This window comes from Enterobacter sp. JS8-1 (assembly GCF_049187015.1).
Lineage (GTDB): Bacteria > Pseudomonadota > Gammaproteobacteria > Enterobacterales > Enterobacteriaceae > Enterobacter > Enterobacter mori.
Map to the genome: position 1 here is coordinate 305,694 of NZ_CP185805.1, position 20,120 is coordinate 325,813.

The following is a 20,120-nucleotide window of genomic DNA, read 5'->3' on the forward strand; positions in this document are numbered from 1 at the left end:
ATTACAGCAACGGTTTGAGGAAGCGTGCAGTGTGCGAGGCTTCGCACTCTGCAACGGTCTCTGGCGTACCGGAGACGAGGATTTCACCGCCGCCGCTGCCGCCTTCCGGGCCGAGATCGACAATCCAGTCCGCGGTTTTAATCACGTCCAGGTTGTGTTCGATGACCACGATGGTGTTGCCCTGATCGCGCAACTGATGCAGCACCTCAAGCAATTGCTGAATGTCGGCAAAGTGCAGACCGGTCGTCGGCTCATCAAGAATGTACAGCGTCTGACCGGTGCCGCGTTTTGACAGCTCACGCGCCAGCTTCACGCGCTGCGCTTCACCGCCGGACAGCGTGGTGGCGGACTGTCCCAGACGAATGTAGGTCAGGCCCACGTCCATCAGCGTTTGCAGCTTACGCGCCAGCGCAGGGACGGCGTCAAAGAACTCGCGCGCCTCTTCGATGGTCATGTCCAGCACTTCGTGAATGGTCTTGCCTTTGTACTTAATCTCCAGCGTTTCGCGGTTATAGCGCTTGCCTTTGCACTGGTCGCACGGCACGTAAATATCCGGCAGGAAGTGCATCTCAACCTTGATCACGCCATCGCCCTGGCACGCTTCACAGCGGCCGCCGCGCACGTTAAAGCTGAAACGTCCTGGCGTATACCCGCGCGAACGTGATTCCGGTACGCCGGCGAAGAGTTCACGTACGGGCGTGAAGACGCCGGTATAGGTCGCCGGGTTAGAGCGCGGGGTACGGCCAATCGGGCTCTGGTCGATGTCGATAACCTTATCGAAATGCTCCAGCCCCTGAATGTCGCGGTACGGCGCAGGCTCGGCCAGCGTCGCGCCGTTCAGCGCCGTCTGCGCAATCGGGAACAGCGTATCGTTGATCAGCGTCGATTTACCGGAACCGGACACGCCGGTGATACAGGTAAACAGGCCAACCGGCAGCGTCAGGGTGACGTCTTTCAGGTTGTTACCGCGTGCGCCGGTCAGCTTCAGCACTTTTTCCGGATCTGCCGCTACGCGCTGTTTCGGCACTTCAATTTTGCGCTTGCCGCTCATGAACTGGCCAGTCAGCGACTCGGGCACCGCCATAATGTCTTTCAGCGTCCCTTCAGCAACGACCTGGCCGCCGTGCACGCCAGCGCCTGGACCGATGTCTATGACGTGATCAGCCGCGCGGATCGCATCTTCGTCGTGCTCGACCACGATGACCGTGTTGCCGAGGTTGCGCAGGTGAACCAGCGTGCCGAGCAGACGCTCGTTGTCGCGCTGGTGCAGGCCGATGGACGGCTCATCCAGCACGTACATCACGCCAACCAGACCGGCGCCAATCTGGCTCGCCAGGCGGATACGCTGGGCTTCACCGCCGGAGAGCGTTTCTGCCGAGCGGGAAAGCGTCAGGTAGTTCAGGCCGACGTTCACGAGGAACTTCAGGCGATCGCCAATCTCTTTCAGCACTTTTTCGGCAATTTTCGCACGCTGGCCGGAGAGCTTCAGGTTGTTGAAGAAGTCCATCGCGTGGCCGATGCTCATGTCTGAGATGGTTGGCAGCGCCGTGTTTTCAACAAACACGTGGCGTGCTTCGCGACGCAGACGCGTGCCCTCACAGGTGGCGCAGGAGCGGTTGCTGATGAACTTCGCCAGCTCTTCACGTACCGCGCTGGATTCGGTCTCTTTGTAACGGCGCTCCATATTGTGCAGCACCCCTTCGAACGGGTGGCGACGCACGGAGGTATCGCCGCGATCGTTCATGTACTTGAACTCGATGTTCTCTTTACCGGAACCGAACAGGATCACTTTGTGCACGTTCGGGCTCAGGCTCGCCCACGGCGCTTCAACGTCGAACTTGTAGTGCTCTGCCAGCGATTTCAGCATCTGGAAATAGTAGAAGTTACGCTTGTCCCAGCCGCGAATGGCACCGCCCGCCAGCGACAGCTCCGGGTTCTGGATCACGCGGTCCGGGTCGAAATATTGTTGAACGCCCAGACCGTCACACGTCGGGCAGGCACCGGCCGGGTTGTTGAAGGAGAACAGACGCGGTTCCAGCTCGCGCATGCTGTAGCCGCAAATCGGGCAGGCAAAGTTGGCGGAGAAGAGCAGCTCTTCCGCTTTCGGGTCGTCCATGTCGGAGACCACGGCCGTGCCGCCAGAGAGTTCCAGCGCCGTTTCAAAGGACTCCGCGAGACGCGTGGCGAGATCGTCACGCACCTTAAAGCGATCAATGACTACTTCGATGGTGTGCTTCTTCTGCAGCTCCAGCTTTGGCGGATCGGACAGGTCACACACTTCGCCGTCGATACGGGCGCGGATATAGCCCTGGCTTGCCAGGTTTTCCAGCGTTTTGGTGTGCTCGCCCTTACGCTCTTTAATGATCGGTGCCAGCAGCATCAGGCGTTTGCCTTCCGGCTGCGACAGCACGTTATCCACCATCTGGCTCACGGTCTGGGCCGCCAGCGGGACGTCGTGGTCCGGGCAGCGCGGCTCGCCTACGCGGGCATACAGCAGACGCAGGTAGTCGTGAATTTCGGTAATGGTACCGACCGTTGAACGCGGGTTATGCGAGGTGGACTTCTGCTCAATAGAGATAGCAGGGGACAACCCTTCAATATGGTCGACATCCGGTTTTTCCATCAGCGACAGGAATTGACGCGCGTACGCGGAGAGTGATTCAACGTAACGACGCTGTCCTTCGGCATACAAAGTGTCGAAAGCCAGTGAGGATTTGCCAGACCCCGAAAGCCCGGTCACGACGATGAGTTTGTCGCGAGGGATTATGAGGTTGATATTCTTGAGATTGTGGGTGCGGGCGCCCCGAACTTCGATCTTATCCATTCACCTTTCCCGGTTGGAACACGGATTGCCTGATTTGTTTGAAGGACAAACGGCTGTCAGAAACGGCTAATTATGACACAATTTAACCTGTTTGAATATACAGTATTGGAATGCATTTTCTGAATGGCTGTGTAACAATGTCGAGTTGCGAGAGAACTCTGGAACGTGCTACGCAACTATCAAAGTGCAGCATGGAAATGGTACACTCGCGCGTTTACACTATTAAGAAACGTATTCAGGAGACACGAACATGGCCAGCAGAGGCGTAAACAAGGTGATTCTCGTCGGTAATCTGGGCCAGGACCCGGAAGTACGCTACATGCCGAGTGGTGGCGCAGTTGCCAACATTACGCTGGCTACTTCCGAATCCTGGCGTGATAAAGCGACCGGTGAGATGAAAGAGCAGACCGAATGGCACCGCGTTGTGCTGTTTGGCAAACTGGCCGAAGTGGCCGGTGAGTATCTGCGTAAAGGTTCTCAGGTCTATATCGAAGGCCAGCTGCGTACCCGCAAATGGACCGATCAGTCCGGCGCTGAGAAGTACACCACGGAAGTCGTGGTGAACGTGGGTGGTACCATGCAGATGCTGGGTGGCCGTCAGGGCGGTGGCGCACCGGCAGGTGGCGGACAGAGCCAGCAGCAGGGCGGTTGGGGTCAGCCTCAGCAGCCGCAGGGCGGCAACCAGTTCAGCGGCGGCGCGCAGTCTCGTCCGCAGCAGCAGTCTGCTCCGGCCCCGTCTAACGAACCGCCAATGGATTTCGACGACGACATTCCGTTCTGATTTTCTTCAGCGATGATGAAAAGCCCTGCTGTCGCAGGGCTTCTTGTATTACCCGGTGGTTGATAACTACATTCATAACGGTAAATGTTGTCTGAATAATATCGTCCGCGAGGTGCTATGCCACAACAACTCTTTGATCCTGCTGACGTCCAGAAAACATTCTCAATGCTGACAGTGGACAACCATAATACGACGTTGCTGAATGAAATTTCCCTTCGTGCATCCGTCGATGATGAGCTGAGCTTTGGCCCATTTCCTCCAGGCTATCATTTTGTCAGGGCTGAAAATCGTATTGCGGGTATTCCTAACAAGCATTTTGAACTGGCCTTAGTTAATGAAATCACCAGCGAGATTGTTTACTACAATCGCGTGATTTATCAGAAAGATGCGTTCTTAAATTACATGCCGGTGACGCAAATCCTGATATGGCGATCGCCTAAACCGTCGCATCGTGGCGTGTTGCGCGACCTGCCTGGAAAAGTGTTTTCCCAATATTTACTGGAAAAATACAACGTCATTATCACTGACCGTCATCAAACGCGTGACGGTATGAGCTTCTGGCAATCTCGACTGTACGACGCTATCGCCAGCGGCCATCATTTATATGCCTACGACATGATCACCTGTGAAATGAGGTCGATTAAGAAGGACAGCGATATTGGCAACCAGGTTGACTGGCTATGGGGTGATGAAGAGCACCACCAGAACCGCCTTGCGATAATCAGTAAATTCCCGCTGCCTGCGGTGGACTGATGCCCTGAAAAATAAAAAGCCTCTTAAAAGAGGCTTTAAAACATGGTTGTAAAACGACCATCAGGTAATCACCATCGGCCAGTCTGGCGGCGTGTGGCTCATGGCTTCCACCATCACCACTTTTATATTTTCCCAAACGGCAGCGATATCCACCAGGGTAATGCCAAGCAGGCCCGTTGCAAACCAGCAGGCTGCGCCCAGCCCCAGCAGGGTGCTGATCACCGCAAGGCCAGCGTAGTCAGATTTACGAAACTGAATGTTCAGCGTGCTGGCTAAAAACATCAAAACTGCACTTAACAATGGCCAGCGAAGGAGAACCATGCTGGTGGTAATGGTCGCCATAAACCCATCCTCAACAAAACAGACGAACTGAAATGAAACAATGTTTCTCGTTACACAAGATGTGTGAACTATATCACATTTGCTGTTTTATTCGCCAGTCTCACGGCGTGGAAAAATGGGCGATTTATCACCATGGAGAATATATCTCTGTCAGCGAGGCTGACGCCTCAACGCAACGCCTGCCTGGGCAAGTGCGGCGAGAGTGTGGCTCGCGCAAGAGACATGTCTGGTCAGCCCTTTTTACTGGCGAAGTGAAGCGTTATTTTTACGCCCTTCATAAAAATATGCTGGTTGCGTTTGATTATTAATAAATCAAACGACAAAGCAGAGGGGAACAATTATCACGAAATTTCATCTTCATCTTGTTCTTTTTTCATGCGGCCAGAATTTTGGTTTAATCAACGATCCGCTGTTGTGCTATCTAAAACCACCCGCCTGTACTGGATAATTATTTTCCTTAATTGAAACGGAACGAATACTTTCAGTTTAGCTTACGGGAAAATATTATCGTCATAAGCAATTTTAAGATTTTTAATACTAAAAGTCGGTTGCTAACTTCGCATGATTCATGCAACGTAATCATCTGTTTATCAAAGCATCCGGCCTTCATTACTACAGGCGTACAACATGCAGGGATATAGGGCGGGAAATGAATCGTAGCGCGCGGCGCAAGATGCTCAGGGTGGTAGGGATCATCATGGTAGTTATGCTACCGGTGATGCTTGCGCTATGGTTTGCCCAGCTCAGAGCCGTGTCGGAAACAAGCGCCCAACTACGCACATTTGCTGGACTTGCGTTAGACAAAACAGAACTTGTCATTCAACAGGTTGATTTAGCACGCGATGGCGCTGAACAATATCAGGGTAAACTGTGTACACCTGAGCACCGGCAATATATGTTGAATGTGGTTCGTGGCCGTCTTTTCGTCGCCGATTTAATTTATGCACAAGGCCAACGTTTTCTTTGTTCAACGGTTTTTACCCCCGACCAGCCCTATCTGATTTCTGTCGCCAATTACAAACGTAAACCCGACATTGCCATCTATTATTATCGCGATACGCCATTTTTCACTGGCTATAAAATGACATATATGCAGCGCGGAAATTATGTTGTGGTGGTCAATCCGCTTTCATACAGTGAAGTGATGTCAGCCGATCATTCTCTGTCGTGGGGGGTATACGACACGGTAACTAATGCATTCTTTTCCGTCAGCCAGCAGGCCAATATTACATTATTGAATGCGCTAATCCGGGATAAGGAATCGACATTTCAAAAAGATGACCGTTTTTATACCATCGTTAAATCCGATAAACGTCCTATCGCGGCCATCGTTTCCACATCGAATACGCGCTTTTATGAAACGCTTTATCATCAGGCCACACTGACGCTGCCGCTGGGGATGATCTGCAGCATTATTATTCTGCTGGTGTGGTCACGCACCCACCGTGAACTCAACTCCCCAGGCCGTTTGCTGCACCGTGCGCTGAATAAGCGCCAGCTTTGCGTCCATTATCAGCCAATTATTGATATTAAAAATAATCGGTGCGTGGGGGCAGAAGCGTTACTGCGCTGGCCTGGCTTTAACGGACAGGTGATGAGTCCGGTGGAGTTTATCCCGCTGGCGGAAAAAGAGGGCATGAGCGAACGTATTACGGATTACGTCGTCGAAGAGGTGTTCAGCGATCTGGGGCATTTCCTGGCGACGCATCCCGATCTCTATATTTCCATTAACCTGTCGGCGACTGATTTCCACTCTTCGCGCCTGATCGCGATGATCTCAGACAAGGCCAGACACTATGCCGTGCGCGCGCAGCAGATAAAGATTGAAGTGACGGAACGCGGGTTTATCGATGTTCCTAAAACCACACCCGTTATTCAGGCTTTCCGTCAGGCGGGCTATGAAGTGGCCATCGATGATTTCGGGACCGGTTACTCCAACCTGCATAACCTTTATTCGCTGAACGTCGATATCCTGAAAATCGATAAATCCTTTATCGATACCTTAACCACCAACAGCACCAGCCACCTGATTGCCGAGCACATCATCGAGATGGCGCAAAGTTTGCGTCTTAAAACGATTGCGGAAGGTGTGGAAACGGCAGAGCAGGTCAGCTGGCTGTTGAAGCGTGGCGTGCAGTATTGTCAGGGATGGCACTTCGCGAAAGCGATGCCGCCCCAGGAATTTATGGCCTGGCAGCAGCAACCCTTGCACTGATACACATTAATTCAACTGGTGGCGGTAATCGCTCGGGGTGCGGTCAAATTCACGGCGAAACACGCGGGAAAAGGTTTGTTGCGAGACATAACCCAGATCCATCGCGATATCAAAAATAGGCCGCTGCGTCGAACGTAGCGCCTGCGCTGCCAGCAGCAGTCTGCGCTGGCGAATGTACTCACCCAGCGTCTGATGCATGACGGTGCGGAACATCCTCTGTAAATACCATTTCGAATAGCCCGATTTTTTAGCGACCACATCAATGTTCAACGGTTGGTCGATATGTTCATCAATCCATTCAATAAGCGTCTGAATAATTTGCTGATGCGACATAAGGTTGCCCCTCTGTAGATACATCTATCCTGGTGGATTCGTCGTTTTCTCTGCGGGGGAGTATAATTCCTCAAGTTAACTTGAGGTAAAGAGGTTTTATGGAAAAGAGATTGCCGCGAATTAAAGCGCTCTTAACCCCCGGTGAAGTGGCAAAGCGCAGCGGCGTTGCGGTGTCGGCGCTCCACTTCTATGAAAGCAAAGGGTTAATTAAGAGTATCCGTAATGCCGGAAACCAGCGGCGTTACACCCGCGACGTGCTCCGCTACGTGGCGATTATCAAAATTGCGCAACGAATCGGAATCCCCCTGGCCACCATCGGCGATGCGTTCGGCGTGCTGCCGGAAGGACACACGCTTAGCCCGAAAGAGTGGAAAGAGCTGTCGTCCCAGTGGCGTGAAGAGCTGGACCGACGCATTCACACACTGGTCGTGCTGCGTGACGAACTGGATGGCTGTATTGGCTGTGGGTGTTTATCTCGCAGCGACTGCCCGTTGCGTAACCCCGGCGACAGGCTGGGCGAGCAGGGAACGGGCGCGCGGTTGCTGGAGGAGGATTGAGTATGTGCGGCCGGTTTGCCGGGTGGCGGCTGCGCCTTACCCGACCTACAAAACCTATAACGTAGGCCGGGTAAGCGGAGCGTCACCCGGCAAAAAGCATAATAAAGAACTAAAGCGCCACAAAGGGCGCTTTAGTTTTTCCCGGTCTTTGTCTTTCTCTCTATCCCGCTGGTTCACGGGAGGGTTTCCCCCGACATCAGCACCCCTCATGTCGAGCAAGTTGGGGAGGTTCCGGTTTGTGCTGACACTTTAATTCTATGCAAGACCCCGATTTTCGCCAGCGTGGAGGGTTTCTTTTTAGCCAAAATTTTTTCGCGATGTTGTTCGATTTTCTATAGTTAGAAAGTATGAATTACAGGAGACAATCATGCTCACGGTACATCACCTTAACCAGTCACGCTCGCACCGCGTGATCTGGGCGCTGGAAGAACTTGCCCTGCCTTATGAGATCGTTCATTACCAGCGTGAAAAAACTATGCTGGCGCCTGAGTCTCTCAAAAAAGTGCATCCGCTGGGCAAATCACCGGTCATTGAAGACAACGGGCTGATCCTTGCCGAGTCCGGTGCCATTCTGGAGTATCTCCAGGAAACCTACGACGCAGAATCGCACCTTAAACCGCGGGATCCTGCCCACAAGGTGCAATATCGTTTCTGGCTGCACTACGCAGAAGGTTCGCTTATGCCATTGCTGTTAATGAAGCTGGTTTTTAACAGCCTGGGCAAACCCCCCGTGCCGTTTGGGATGCGCACGCTGGGGAAAGCGCTGGGGCAGGGAGTACAAAAAGCTTACCTCAACCGCCAGCTGGAAACCCATGCGCGTTATATCGAATCGCACCTTTCAGAGAACAGTTGGTTTGCCGGTGACACGCTCAGCATGGCCGATATTCAAATGAGTTTCCCGATCTTTGCCCTGCTGGCGCGCGGCGGCGTCGACAACCTCCCACATACCCATGCCTGGAAGAAAAAGGTCGAAAATCGCTCCGGCTGGCAAAAAACACTGGAACAGGGCGGGCCGCTCACTATCCCTGGCGAAGGGTGAAATGTAACTAAATTGCGCATAGACGATAACGTTTGCGCATCGTCTGTTTATTTCTTCATCGTCATAAGGGAATTTTAGCGAAAAACGAGAAAGTTCAGTTGAAAAGGGCGGGGATTAGGCTAGATAATCGTTTGCCTTAATTTGACCACCCGTTTCGTAAGCGCGGAGCTAAACGTTTGCTTTTTTTGTGACGCCCCTTTTGTCGCAAACGCAAGATATGGATTTGACGTTATAGCTGGCAGTGGCGTCTCCACCACGCTTATGGACGTTCTATAAAAACTCTCAGGGGATGTTTTCTATGTCTACGCCATCTGCGCGTACCGGCGGTTCGCTTGACGCCATCTTTAAAATTTCTGCTCGCGGCAGCACAGTGCGCCAGGAAGTCGTAGCGGGTCTGACGACGTTTCTGGCGATGGTGTACTCCGTCATCGTTGTACCGGGCATGTTGGGCAAAGCGGGCTTCCCGCCTGCGGCTGTCTTTGTTGCCACCTGTCTCGTGGCCGGTGTTGGCTCTATCGTGATGGGCCTGTGGGCGAACCTGCCGCTGGCAATCGGCTGTGCCATCTCTCTGACCGCGTTTACCGCGTTCAGCCTGGTGCTGGGTCAGCACATCAGCGTGCCCGTTGCGCTCGGTGCCGTTTTCCTGATGGGCGTGCTGTTTACTGTGATTTCCGCAACCGGCATCCGTAGCTGGATTTTGCGCAACCTGCCGCAAGGCGTGGCGCACGGTACGGGTATCGGTATCGGCCTGTTCCTGCTGCTGATCGCCGCGAACGGCGTGGGCCTGGTGATCAAGAACCCGCTGGACGGCCTGCCGGTGGCGCTGGGTCACTTCGCCAGCTTCCCGGTGATCATGTCCCTGATTGGTCTGGCGGTGATTATCGGTCTGGAAAAACTGAAAGTGCCGGGCGGCATTCTGCTGACCATTATCGGCGTTTCTATTGTTGGCCTGATCTTCGACCCGACCGTGCACTTCTCCGGTATCTTCGCCATGCCGTCCCTGAGCGATGACAAAGGCAACTCCCTGATTGGCAGCCTGGATATTGTCGGCGCGCTGAACCCGGTGATCCTGCCAAGCGTGCTGGCGCTGGTGATGACAGCCGTGTTTGACGCGACCGGTACCATCCGCGCGGTGGCCGGTCAGGCAAACCTGCTGGATAAAGACGGTCAGATTATCGACGGTGGCAAAGCGCTGACGACCGACTCCCTGAGCAGCGTTTTCTCTGGTCTGGTGGGCGCGGCGCCTGCGGCGGTGTACATCGAGTCCGCAGCGGGTACGGCAGCAGGCGGTAAAACCGGTCTGACGGCAATCACCGTCGGCGTGCTGTTCCTGCTGATCCTGTTCCTCTCTCCGCTCTCTTATCTGGTCCCGGCTTATGCGACCGCACCTGCGCTGATGTACGTCGGCCTGCTGATGCTGAGCAACGTGGCGAAAATCGATTTTGCGGACTTCGTGGACGCGATGTCCGGCCTGATCACCGCAGTCTTTATCGTGCTGACCTGCAACATCGTGACCGGCATTATGATCGGTTTCGCTTCGCTGGTGATTGGTCGTCTGGTCTCGGGTGAATGGCGCAAGCTGAACATCGGCACCGTCGTTATCGCTATCGCACTGGTGGCGTTCTACGCGGGCGGCTGGGCAATCTAAGTTATCCATTGATGCGAAAACGGGTGGCTCAGGCCGCCCGTTTTTATTTTCAGGACTCATCCCGTTGCCTTTTGCGTTACTCTGGAGAAGATAGAATAAAAGGCACGACGCCTTAGGTTTGGCTTATAAGCAACACAGCAAACAGGGAACGCATGGAAATCTTCTTCACAATACTCATCATGACCCTTGTGGTCTCGCTATCCGGGGTGGTTACACGCGTACTACCCTTTCAAATTCCCCTGCCATTAATGCAAATTGCCATCGGTGCGCTGCTGGCGTGGCCGACGTTTGGCCTGCACGTTGAGTTCGATCCGGAACTGTTCCTCGTGCTGTTTATTCCGCCGCTGCTGTTTGCCGATGGCTGGAAAACCCCCACGCGCGAATTCCTCGAACACGGGCGAGAGATCTTCGGTCTGGCGCTGGCGCTGGTGGTCGTTACCGTGGTCGGGATTGGTTTCCTGATCTACTGGATGGTGCCGGGCATTCCGTTAATCCCTGCCTTTGCGCTGGCCGCCGTGCTGTCGCCAACCGATGCTGTGGCGCTTTCCGGCATTGTGGGCGAAGGCCGTATTCCGAAGAAAATCATGGGCATTTTGCAGGGCGAGGCGTTGATGAACGACGCCTCCGGCCTGGTGGCTCTGAAGTTTGCCGTGGCGGTAGCCATGGGCACCATGGTCTTTACCGTTGGCGGTGCGACCCTGGAGTTCTTTAAGGTAGCGATTGGCGGCATTCTGGCTGGCTTCGTGGTGAGCTGGCTGTACGGTCGCTCCTTGCGCTTCCTCAGCCGCTGGGGCGGTGATGAACCTGCAACGCAAATCGTTCTGCTGTTCCTGCTGCCGTTTGCTTCCTACCTGATTGCTGAACACATCGGCGTGTCGGGCATTCTGGCGGCGGTGGCGGCAGGGATGACCATCACCCGCTCCGGCGTGATGCGCCGCGCGCCGCTGGCGATGCGCCTGCGCGCCAACAGTACCTGGGCGATGCTCGAATTCGTGTTTAACGGCATGGTATTTCTGCTGTTGGGCCTGCAGTTGCCCGGCATTCTGGAGACCTCGCTGGTGGCGGCTGAGGCCGATCCGAATGTTGAAACCTGGCTGCTGTTCACCGATATCGTGCTGATCTACATGGCGCTGATGCTGGTGCGTTTTGGCTGGCTGTGGACGATGAAGAAATTCAGCGTGCGCTTCCTGACCAAAAAGCCGATGGAGTTCGGTTCATGGTCAACGCGTGAGCTGCTGATTGCCTCGTTTGCGGGCGTGCGCGGGGCGATCACCCTTGCTGGTGTGCTCTCTATTCCACTGCTGTTACCGACAGGAGATGTTTTCCCGGCACGTTACGAGCTGGTATTCCTGGCGGCAGGCGTCATTCTGTTCTCGCTGTTTGTCGGCGTGATTATGCTGCCGATTTTACTCCAGCATATTGATGTCGGTGATTCGACCCAGCAGCATAAAGAAGAACGTATTGCGCGGGCGGCTACCGCTGAAGTGGCAATTGTCGCCATCCAGAAAATGGAAGAACGCCTGGCCGCGGATGCGGAAGAGAACATCGATAATCAGCTGCTGACGGAAGTGAGTTCCCGCGTGATTGGTAACCTGCGTCGTCGGGCCGACGGGCGTAACGACGTGGAAAGCTCGCTGCAGGAGGAGAACCTGGAGCGCCGGTTCCGCCTGGCGGCGCTGCGCTCAGAGCGTGCCGAGCTTTATCACCTGCGCGCCACGCGGCAGATCAGCAACGAAACGCTGCAAAAGCTGCTGCACGATCTGGACCTGCTGGAAGCGCTGTTGATAGAGAATCAGTAGCGCTGTTTTTGCCCGGTGGCGCTGCTGTATGACCGGATACATAGGTGACAGATCAGACCGGGAACATAGGTAACACTTTTCAGTCTATCCGGAGCACACTCTCGGTTTTTCGGTCGTAGTACGCAAGCGTTATTCCGTTAAAGATGATGGCCTCAAGGCCATCATCCTGTTCTTCCAGCATGATGTACTCATCAGTCAGCGCTTCACTCAGGAACACCGTCCCCTTTTTCCCCATATAGAGTGTCCCCCGCGATTTCACCCTGTAGACCGTACCGCCTTCCGGATACGCGTATTCAGGAACACGGCCATCCCAGTGTCGGTTCGAGGGGTGCCATACCGTTCCGGGCGTTGCACCCGCCAGAGCTTCGTGCGGCCTTTCGTAGTTAAATTCTTCCCGGTAGTCACTGAACCACCGCTGTTGTTCTTCCATCGTCATGAAGGTGTTGCCCTGTTTCACCGCACTTTTCAGGGAGCGGTGCATTCGCTCATGACGGCCATTTTCTTCCGGATGCCCCTTCCTGATACGCTCAGGCCTGATGCCCAGTTTGATTAGCCAGACGGCAAGACGACTTAGTCCGGCTATCCCTGTTCCCGCGAAGGGCTGACCGTTATCGGTTCTGAGCACTTCCGGCAGACCGTATTCCAGGAACGCATCCGTCAGGCACTGTCTGACGAAGGGCTCACTCTCCCGGTCCGTTCCCCGGCAGCTCAGAAGATACCGGCTGTGATTGTCGGTCAGGGTGAAAGGATGACAGTATTCCCGGCTCAGCAGCCTGAACTTGCCTTTAAAATCAGCACTCCAGACCTGATTGTTCTCACTGATGGTGGTCAGGGGCTGGCGATTGCCCGGGGTCCTGCGTTTTCGCTTTTTATCCGGAACCAGGCCTTCACGCTTGAGGATATCGCCGATAGTGCTGGCAGCAGGTACGGTAAAATCGACATGATGATTGAGCAGCCACATCCGCAGTTTTTTGGGGCCCCAGTCAGGGTGTTTTTGCCTCAGGGCCGTAAGCTGTCCGGCGATATCATCAGGAACCGTCCGGGAGTGGGAGTGTGGTGCGCGCGACCGGTCAGAGAGAGATGACAGGTCAGAGGGGTCAAAACGCCGAAGCCATTTATAGCCGGTTTTACGGCTGATGCCAAAAAGACGGCAAAGCGCGGAGAAGGAGTCCGTACCTGCATGGCAGGCACGGATAAAATCAAGGCGTTGCATAGGTCGGGTCTCAGTCCAGGGCATAGCGAGTCTCCTCTTCTATGCCAGTTATAACTGTTACCCATGTATCCGGTCTAAAGTGTTACCCATGTTTCCGGTTCATACCCTGCGCTTACCGGGCCTATGTGCTCGAACGGTTCCCTCTCCCTGTGGGAGAGGGTTAGGGTGAGGGCACCCAAAACCCCTCACAACACTGCAACCACGCCTGCGCGCTGTGCGACAGATACACCCCTTCTCGCCAGATCATCCCTAGCTGCCAGTGCAGGTCGCTCTCCAGCGGGATCCAGCGTAGCGTGTTTTTATCCAGCCGCTCGCAGATAGGCTGCGGCAGAATGGCAATCCCCACGCCTGCCTGTACCATCGCCGCCAGGAAATCCCACTGGCCGCTGCGTACCGCGATGCGGGGCTTGACGTTGTGTTGATTAAACAGCGCCATCAGCTGGCGGCTGAGGGCGAAATCTTCGTTGTAAATCAGCAGAGGGTGCTCGCCGAGCAGTTCGGGCTTCACCGAGTCTATCTTCAGCCATTCACCGGAGCGGGGAACCAGCACGCACAGCGGGTGGCTAAAGAGCGGCAGCGTCGCCAGTCCGCTCTCCTCCTCAACGGGAAGGGCGGTCATCGCCACGTCCAAATCGCCGTTGGTGACCGCCTGCTGAACGGTTAAGCCGCCAAATTCTGAAATTTTCAGCTCAACGCCGGGGTAACGCTGGCGGAACAGGCTAATCGGCCCGGCCATCATCATCCCCACCATCGGTGGAATGCCGAGGCGCAGCACCCCTTTCGTCAGGTGGTTGATGTCGTCCAGCTCCGCTTCCAGCTGGCGGAACTCCGCCAGAATCGCCAGCCCGCGTTCGAACACCACGCGTCCGGTGTCGGTCAGCAACAGCTTGCGCCCGTCGCGGATCAGCAGAGTACAGTTCAGCTCGTCTTCGAGGTTTTTCAGCATCTTGCTGATGGTAGGCTGGGTAACGAACAACTTCTCCGCTGCGCGGGTAAAACTTTGCTGGCGAACCACTTCGACAAAATAGCGCAGCGTTCTTATGTCCATGATTATTCCTCGAAACTATACCTTCGATGATTTTAATTCATTTCAGTCCACACCGTGCGGTCTCTATACTGGCGCCTCGTCTCATTTTTGAGGAAACCCTCCATGGCCGTGGCGTTAAGCCGTGTTACGCCTGCCGTTGTGCAACGACTCCAGGTACCGGTTCAGGTACTGCTCTACGCGGGACTGTTTGTTTTTGCTGAATATCTTGTCGGCTGGCTCCATCTGCCGCTGCCCGCCAACCTGGTGGGGATGCTGCTGATGCTGACGCTCATCCTCTGTCGCGTTATTCCTCTTAACTGGGTACGCGCCGGGGCGCGCTGGCTGCTGGCGGAGATGCTGCTGTTCTTTGTCCCTGCCGTAGTAGCGGTAGTGAACTACGCGCAGTTGCTGAAGGTCGACGGATGGCGCATCTTTGCGGTCATCGCGTTAAGCACGCTGATGGTGCTGGGGGCGACCGCCTGGGTGGTGGATAAAGTGTATCGCTTTGAAATCAGCAGGCAGAAGCATGACTAACTTTCAGATTAGCGTGCTGTGCCTGGTTGCCACGCTAATTATCTACTTTGCCAATAAGCGACTGTACCGCCGCTTTCACGCCCTGCCGCTGATGCCGCTGGTCTTCACGCCGATCCTGCTGGTACTGATGCTGGTCTTCGGCCATATCTCCTGGCAGAACTACATTGGTGAATCCCACTGGCTGTTGTGGCTGCTGGGCCCGGCGACCATCGCTTTTGCCGTCCCCGTTTACGACAACCTGGCGATTATCAAACGTCACTGGATGTCGCTCAGCGCAGGTGTGATCACCGCCACGGTGGTCGCAGTGTGCAGCTCCGTCTGGCTGGCGCGGCTGTTTACCTTGTCCGATGAAATTCAGCGCAGCCTCGCCGTGCGCTCCGTGACCACGCCGTTTGCGCTGGCGGCGGCCAAACCGCTCGGCGGGCAGCCGGATCTGGTGGCGCTGTTTGTGGTGGTGACGGGCGTGTTTGGCATGGCGGTGGGCGATGTGCTGTTCCTGCGGCTTTCCATTCGCGAAGGCATGGCGAAAGGGGCAGGGTTCGGCGCGGCGTCGCACGGCGCGGGAACGGCGCGTTCGTATGAGCTGGGTCAGCAGGAGGGCGTGGTCGCGAGCCTGGTGATGATGCTTTCGGGCGTGGTAATGGTACTGATTGCGCCGCTGGTGGCGTGGGCGATGTTTTAAGCTCCCCGGCCGGAATGACCGGGGAGAAAGGCTTAGTGCGCGCGGCCCTGCTCGACGCCGAGACCGGTTTGTGAACGGATAAACTGGGCGCGGAATTTCTCACGCTCCAGGTTACCCTCCGGCGAATTGTCGGTGGCTGAGAAGAACCAGATCCCGATAAACGCCACGGCAATGGAGAACAGCGCCGGGTATTCATACGGGAAGATGGCGCTTGCGTGACCGAGGATCTGCACCCAGATGGTTGGACCGAGAACCATCAGGATCACCGCCGTCAGCAGACCCAGCCAGCCGCCAATCATCGCCCCACGGGTGGTCAGTTTTGACCAGTACATGGAGAGCAGGATGATCGGGAAGTTACAGCTTGCCGCAATCGAGAAGGCCAACCCCACCATAAAGGCGATGTTCTGCTTCTCGAACAGGATACCCAGCAGGATCGCCACCACGCCCAGCACCAGCACGGTGATTTTCGAGACCTTCAGCTCATCGCGCTCGCTCGCGCCTTTGCGGATGACGTTGGCGTAGAGGTCATGCGACACTGCAGACGCGCCTGCCAGCGTCAGCCCTGCAACCACCGCGAGGATGGTGGCGAAGGCCACGGCGGAGATAAAGCCGAGGAACAGGTTACCGCCAACCGCGTCGGCCAGGTGCACCGCCGCCATGTTGTTACCGCCAATCAGCGCGCCCGCCGCGTCTTTAAACGCCGGGTTCGCCCCCACCAGCATGATCGCGCCAAAGCCGATGATAAAGGTCAGAATGTAGAAGTAACCCATAAAGCCGGTGGCATAGAAGACGCTTTTACGTGCTTCACGCGCATCGCTCACGGTAAAGAAGCGCATCAGGATATGCGGTAAACCCGCGGTGCCGAACATCAGGCCGAGACCGAGTGAGAGCGCGGATATCGGATCTTTTACCAGCCCGCCCGGGCTCATGATCGCTTCCCCTTTCGGGTGGACCGCCATCGCTTCGGTAAACAGGTTATTGAAGCTGAAGCCGACGTGCTTCATCACCATAAAGGCCATAAAGCTGGCCCCGAACAGCAGCAGGACGGCTTTGATGATCTGCACCCACGTCGTCGCCAGCATGCCGCCGAACAGGACGTACATCACCATCAGCACGCCGACCAGCACCACCGCGACGTGGTAGTTCAGGCCAAACAGCAGTTCGATAAGCTTGCCCGCGCCCACCATCTGGGCAATCAGATACAGCGCCACCACCACCAGCGAGCCGCAGGCGGAGAGGGTGCGAATCGGCCCCTGCTTCAGGCGATAGGATGCCACGTCAGCGAAGGTGTAACGGCCCAGGTTGCGCAAGCGTTCGGCAATCAGGAACAGAATGATCGGCCAGCCGACGAGGAAGCCGAGGGAGTAGATCAGGCCGTCATAGCCGGAGGTGTACACCAGCGCGGAGATCCCGAGGAACGAGGCGGCGGACATAAAGTCACCCGCAATCGCCAGACCGTTCTGGAAGCCGGTAATGTTGCCGCCCGCCGTGTAGTAATCGTTTCGAGAACGCACGCGTTTTGACGCCCAGTAGGTGATATACAGCGTCAACAGGACGAAAATCAGGAACATCACAATCGCCTGCCAGTTGGTTGGCTGACGCTGGACCTCGCCGGTAATGGCATCTGCCGCATGGGCAGCAAAGGGAAGTGTGGCGGCAAGCGCCGTCAGGACTCGCTTCATGATGCTTTTACCTCATGCAGAACCGCTTTATTAAGACGATCGAATTCACCGTTCGCACGCCAGACGTATACGCCGGTCAGCACAAACGAAATCACAATCACGCCGATGCCGATGGGAATACCGCGCGTGACGCTGGTACCCGCGTGCAGCGGGGTGCCCAGCCAGTGCGGGGCGAAGGCGATGAGCAGAATAAAGCCGACGTAAATAACCAGCATGATGATGGACAGGATGAAGGCAAACCGTTGCCGTTTTTCGACGAGCTCCCTGTAGTGCGCACTATTCTCTATCTGCTGACAAATATGGTCATTCATCACAGAGTCTCCAAAGGTAAGGTTGGTTTGTTTTTATCCCCTCTCCCCTATGGGGAGAGGGCTAGGGTGAGGGGAGAAAGGTGCGGTCTGATGCCCTCACCCCGGCCCTCTCCCACGGGGAGAGGGAGAAAACGTTAGGAAGGCATTGCGATGGCCTGCTTCTCTTCGAGCAGTTTGTCCACCACGCCAGGATCCGCGAGCGTTGAGGTATCACCGAGATTGCTGGTGTCCCCGGCCGCGATTTTGCGCAATATACGGCGCATAATTTTCCCGGAGCGTGTTTTCGGCAGCGAGTCGGTCCAGTGCAGCACGTCCGGTGTCGCCAGCGGGCCAATCTCTTTACGCACCCAGTTGCGCACTTCGGTATACAGCTCTGGTGACGGCTCTTCGCCGTGGTTCAGGGTGACGTAGGCGTAGATCGCCTGGCCTTTGATGTTGTGCGGAATACCGACAACGGCGGCTTCGGCAATTTTCGGATGCGACACCAGCGCCGACTCAATCTCCGCGGTGCCGAGACGGTGGCCGGAGACGTTCAGCACGTCGTCCACGCGTCCGGTTATCCAGTAATAGCCGTCTTCATCACGACGCGCGCCGTCGCCGCTGAAGTACATGTTTTTAAAGGTCGAGAAGTAGGTCTGCTCGAAGCGCTCGTGGTCGCCAAACAGCGTGCGCGCCTGACCCGGCCAGGAGTCGACGATCACCAGGTTGCCTTCGGTGGCCCCTTCCTGCGGATTGCCTTCATTATCCACCAGCGCAGGCTGCACGCCGAAGAACGGACGGGTGGCGGAACCCGCTTTCAGCTGGGTGGCACCCGGCATCGGGGTGATCATAAAACCGCCGGTTTCGGTCTGCCACCAGGTGTCCATCACCGGGCATTTCTCGTTTCCGATTTTCTTCCAGTACCACTCCCAGGCTTCCGGGTTGATGGGCTCACCCACGGAACCGAGGATGCGCAATGATGAGCGGTCGGTGCCCTCGATGGCTTTGTCGCCTTCCGCCATTAACGCGCGGATCGCCGTTGGCGCGGTGTAGAGAATGTTGACCTGATGCTTGTCGACCACCTGACACATGCGCGCCGGGGTCGGCCAGTTCGGGACGCCTTCAAACATCAGCGTCGTTGCGCCGCAGGCCAGCGGGCCGTACAGCAGGTAGCTATGGCCGGTGACCCAGCCCACGTCGGCGGTACACCAGTAGATGTCACCCGGATGGTAGTCGAAGACGTATTTGAAGGTGGTGGCCGCATAGACCAGATAGCCGCCGGTGGTGTGCAGCACACCTTTCGGTTTGCCGGTTGAGCCGGAGGTGTAAAGGATAAACAGCGGGTCTTCCGCATTCATCTCTTCCGGCTGATGCTGGTCACTCGCTTTTTCAATCAGGTCGCTCCACCAGAGGTCGCGCCCTTCATTCCAGTCGATCTTGCCGCCGGTACGCTTGAGCACGATGACGTTGCTGATGGTTTTCACATTGGGGTTTTTCAGCGCTTCGTCGACGTTTTTCTTCAGGGGGATACCGCGACCGGCGCGCACGCCTTCGTCAGCGGTGATCACCAGCTTCGAGTTAGAGTCAACGATACGCCCGGCAACCGCCTCGGGTGAGAAGCCGCCAAAGATAACGGAGTGGATCGCACCGATGCGCGCGCAGGCCAGCATGGCAACCGCCGCTTCCGGTACCATCGGCATATAAATAGCAACAACGTCGCCTTTTTTAATACCCTGTTCCAGCAATACGTTGGCGAAGCGGCAGACATCGCGATGGAGTTCGTTATAGGTGATATGTTTACTCTGCGAGGCATCATCGCCTTCCCAGATAATGGCCGTTTCGTTGCCGCGCTCGGCGAGGTGGCGGTCAAGGCAGTTCGCCGCCAGATTCAGCGTGCCGTCTTCATACCATTTAATGGAGACGTTACCCGGTGCAAAGGAGGTGTTCTTCACCTTCTGATACGGTTTGATCCAGTCAAGGATATGGCCCTGCTCACCCCAGAAGAGGTCAGGGCTGGAGATGGATTGCTGATACTTCTCGTGGTACTGCTCCGGGTTTATCAGGCAACGGTCCGCAATATTTGCGGGAATGTCGTGTTTATGGATTTGGCTCATGGCTTTTTTTCTCCGTGTAAGATGTTAATAATATGTCGCAAAAACGTTAATTGTAGGGGCTTTACAAGCTTTGTTTAGTATTTGGGCGGCAGATCACGCATTGTTTGAATAGGCTGAAAAATGAGCGAATGAAACTTTGAAGGGAAATAATTTACGCTAACGATTATTCACATTTATGTTTAAAAAAGCTTTTTTATAACAAAAGGTTATTTATCAGAATTAGGACAAACTCCCGTCATCCCCGCTTTTTCGAGTGAAATGCGTCGTTCTTTAAGGCTTGCGCAACA

At 55.5% G+C, this 20,120-nt stretch carries 17 protein-coding genes; 9 read left to right on the forward strand and 8 right to left on the reverse strand.

The features are described 5' to 3' along the window. Position 1: 1 nt before the first annotated feature. Positions 2–2,824, reverse strand: a complete 2,823-nt coding sequence (gene uvrA / locus ACOQH0_RS01485) for an excinuclease ABC subunit UvrA (protein ID WP_108418088.1) — start codon at positions 2,822–2,824, stop codon at positions 2–4. A gap of 250 nt (positions 2,825–3,074) precedes the next feature. On the opposite strand from uvrA, the gene ssb1 reads away from it, so the two are divergent. Both ssb1 and ACOQH0_RS01495 read left to right on the forward strand, forming a co-directional pair. Then, positions 3,075–3,605 (forward strand): single-stranded DNA-binding protein SSB1, encoded by a 531-nt coding sequence (gene ssb1 / locus ACOQH0_RS01490; RefSeq protein ID WP_023310055.1) that lies wholly within the window; start codon positions 3,075–3,077, stop codon positions 3,603–3,605. 117 nt (positions 3,606–3,722) lie between these two features. Further along, complete coding sequence (locus tag ACOQH0_RS01495) at positions 3,723–4,358, forward strand: hypothetical protein (protein WP_421511381.1); 636 nt, start codon at positions 3,723–3,725, stop codon at positions 4,356–4,358. A 60-nt stretch (positions 4,359–4,418) separates the two neighbouring features. Here ACOQH0_RS01495 and ACOQH0_RS01500 read toward each other — a convergent pair whose 3' ends face one another. Beyond that, entirely contained in the window at positions 4,419–4,700 is a 282-nt protein-coding gene (locus ACOQH0_RS01500) for a YjcB family protein (protein ID WP_003860282.1), read from the reverse strand. A 649-nt stretch (positions 4,701–5,349) separates the two neighbouring features. Here ACOQH0_RS01500 and ACOQH0_RS01505 point away from each other — a divergent pair. Then, positions 5,350–6,915: an EAL domain-containing protein gene (locus ACOQH0_RS01505; protein ID WP_100167220.1), complete on the forward strand. Its 1,566-nt coding sequence runs from the start codon at positions 5,350–5,352 to the stop codon at positions 6,913–6,915. 6 nt (positions 6,916–6,921) lie between these two features. On the opposite strand, the gene soxS is transcribed toward ACOQH0_RS01505, so the two are convergent. Further along, positions 6,922–7,248: a superoxide response transcriptional regulator SoxS gene (gene soxS, locus ACOQH0_RS01510; protein WP_013095071.1), complete on the reverse strand. Its 327-nt coding sequence runs from the start codon at positions 7,246–7,248 to the stop codon at positions 6,922–6,924. 98 nt (positions 7,249–7,346) lie between these two features. On the opposite strand from soxS, the gene soxR reads away from it, so the two are divergent. The 4 genes from soxR to ACOQH0_RS01530 all read left to right on the forward strand — a co-directional run bounded on the left by soxR (position 7,347) and on the right by ACOQH0_RS01530 (position 12,291). Then, on the forward strand, positions 7,347–7,805 hold the full coding sequence (soxR, locus tag ACOQH0_RS01515) for a redox-sensitive transcriptional activator SoxR (protein ID WP_089598624.1): 459 nt from the start codon (positions 7,347–7,349) through the stop codon (positions 7,803–7,805). A 367-nt stretch (positions 7,806–8,172) separates the two neighbouring features. After that, the gene (locus ACOQH0_RS01520) at positions 8,173–8,844 is read left to right on the forward strand and encodes a glutathione S-transferase family protein (protein ID WP_421511382.1); all 672 of its coding nucleotides are present in this window, start codon (positions 8,173–8,175) and stop codon (positions 8,842–8,844) included. A gap of 298 nt (positions 8,845–9,142) precedes the next feature. Next, complete coding sequence (gene ghxP / locus ACOQH0_RS01525; RefSeq protein WP_042719170.1) at positions 9,143–10,492, forward strand: guanine/hypoxanthine transporter GhxP; 1,350 nt, start codon at positions 9,143–9,145, stop codon at positions 10,490–10,492. A gap of 152 nt (positions 10,493–10,644) precedes the next feature. Beyond that, a complete protein-coding gene (locus tag ACOQH0_RS01530; protein WP_042719168.1) occupies positions 10,645–12,291 on the forward strand; it encodes a Na+/H+ antiporter in 1,647 nt (548 codons plus the stop codon). A gap of 79 nt (positions 12,292–12,370) precedes the next feature. On the opposite strand, the gene ACOQH0_RS01535 is transcribed toward ACOQH0_RS01530, so the two are convergent. Continuing rightward, positions 12,371–13,528: a DDE-type integrase/transposase/recombinase gene (locus ACOQH0_RS01535; RefSeq protein WP_421511020.1), complete on the reverse strand. Its 1,158-nt coding sequence runs from the start codon at positions 13,526–13,528 to the stop codon at positions 12,371–12,373. A 136-nt stretch (positions 13,529–13,664) separates the two neighbouring features. Then, positions 13,665–14,552 carry a LysR family transcriptional regulator gene (locus ACOQH0_RS01540; RefSeq protein ID WP_278435246.1) on the reverse strand — a complete coding sequence of 296 codons (888 nt, stop codon included), beginning with the start codon at positions 14,550–14,552 and terminating at the stop codon, positions 13,665–13,667. Between the two features lie 102 nt (positions 14,553–14,654). Between ACOQH0_RS01540 and ACOQH0_RS01545 the strand changes: the two genes are divergently transcribed. Both ACOQH0_RS01545 and ACOQH0_RS01550 read left to right on the forward strand, forming a co-directional pair. Beyond that, entirely contained in the window at positions 14,655–15,065 is a 411-nt protein-coding gene (locus ACOQH0_RS01545) for a CidA/LrgA family protein (RefSeq protein ID WP_421511383.1), read from the forward strand. Next, positions 15,058–15,747: an LrgB family protein gene (locus tag ACOQH0_RS01550; protein WP_089598627.1), complete on the forward strand. Its 690-nt coding sequence runs from the start codon at positions 15,058–15,060 to the stop codon at positions 15,745–15,747. Before ACOQH0_RS01545 ends, ACOQH0_RS01550 begins: the two co-directional genes overlap by 8 nt. 32 nt (positions 15,748–15,779) lie before the next feature. Here the strand turns inward: ACOQH0_RS01550 and actP are convergent, their stop codons facing one another. The 3 genes from actP to acs all read right to left on the reverse strand — a co-directional run bounded on the left by actP (position 15,780) and on the right by acs (position 19,833). Further along, the gene (actP, locus tag ACOQH0_RS01555; RefSeq protein WP_063624406.1) at positions 15,780–17,429 is read right to left on the reverse strand and encodes a cation/acetate symporter ActP; all 1,650 of its coding nucleotides are present in this window, start codon (positions 17,427–17,429) and stop codon (positions 15,780–15,782) included. Next, positions 17,426–17,740 (reverse strand): DUF485 domain-containing protein, encoded by a 315-nt coding sequence (locus ACOQH0_RS01560; protein WP_108418084.1) that lies wholly within the window; start codon positions 17,738–17,740, stop codon positions 17,426–17,428. The genes actP and ACOQH0_RS01560 overlap by 4 nt, the downstream gene beginning before the upstream one ends. Positions 17,741–17,874: 134 nt before the next feature. Continuing rightward, complete coding sequence (acs, locus tag ACOQH0_RS01565) at positions 17,875–19,833, reverse strand: acetate--CoA ligase (RefSeq protein ID WP_100167225.1); 1,959 nt, start codon at positions 19,831–19,833, stop codon at positions 17,875–17,877. Between the last annotated feature and the right edge of the window lie 287 nt (positions 19,834–20,120).

Coding starts and splice junctions, on each gene's coding strand:
- actP (WP_063624406.1), bottom strand. CDS start 17,429: ATGAAGCGAGTCCTGACGGCGCTTGCCGCCACACTTCCCTTTGCTGCC.
- ACOQH0_RS01520 (WP_421511382.1), top strand. CDS start 8,173: ATGCTCACGGTACATCACCTTAACCAGTCACGCTCGCACCGCGTGATC.
- ACOQH0_RS01560 (WP_108418084.1), bottom strand. CDS start 17,740: ATGAATGACCATATTTGTCAGCAGATAGAGAATAGTGCGCACTACAGG.
- ACOQH0_RS01545 (WP_421511383.1), top strand. CDS start 14,655: ATGGCCGTGGCGTTAAGCCGTGTTACGCCTGCCGTTGTGCAACGACTC.
- ghxP (WP_042719170.1), top strand. CDS start 9,143: ATGTCTACGCCATCTGCGCGTACCGGCGGTTCGCTTGACGCCATCTTT.
- soxR (WP_089598624.1), top strand. CDS start 7,347: ATGGAAAAGAGATTGCCGCGAATTAAAGCGCTCTTAACCCCCGGTGAA.
- ACOQH0_RS01530 (WP_042719168.1), top strand. CDS start 10,645: ATGGAAATCTTCTTCACAATACTCATCATGACCCTTGTGGTCTCGCTA.
- ACOQH0_RS01500 (WP_003860282.1), bottom strand. CDS start 4,700: ATGGCGACCATTACCACCAGCATGGTTCTCCTTCGCTGGCCATTGTTA.
- ACOQH0_RS01540 (WP_278435246.1), bottom strand. CDS start 14,552: ATGGACATAAGAACGCTGCGCTATTTTGTCGAAGTGGTTCGCCAGCAA.
- ssb1 (WP_023310055.1), top strand. CDS start 3,075: ATGGCCAGCAGAGGCGTAAACAAGGTGATTCTCGTCGGTAATCTGGGC.
- ACOQH0_RS01505 (WP_100167220.1), top strand. CDS start 5,350: ATGAATCGTAGCGCGCGGCGCAAGATGCTCAGGGTGGTAGGGATCATC.
- uvrA (WP_108418088.1), bottom strand. CDS start 2,824: ATGGATAAGATCGAAGTTCGGGGCGCCCGCACCCACAATCTCAAGAAT.
- ACOQH0_RS01550 (WP_089598627.1), top strand. CDS start 15,058: ATGACTAACTTTCAGATTAGCGTGCTGTGCCTGGTTGCCACGCTAATT.
- soxS (WP_013095071.1), bottom strand. CDS start 7,248: ATGTCGCATCAGCAAATTATTCAGACGCTTATTGAATGGATTGATGAA.
- ACOQH0_RS01495 (WP_421511381.1), top strand. CDS start 3,723: ATGCCACAACAACTCTTTGATCCTGCTGACGTCCAGAAAACATTCTCA.
- acs (WP_100167225.1), bottom strand. CDS start 19,833: ATGAGCCAAATCCATAAACACGACATTCCCGCAAATATTGCGGACCGT.
- ACOQH0_RS01535 (WP_421511020.1), bottom strand. CDS start 13,528: ATGCCCTGGACTGAGACCCGACCTATGCAACGCCTTGATTTTATCCGT.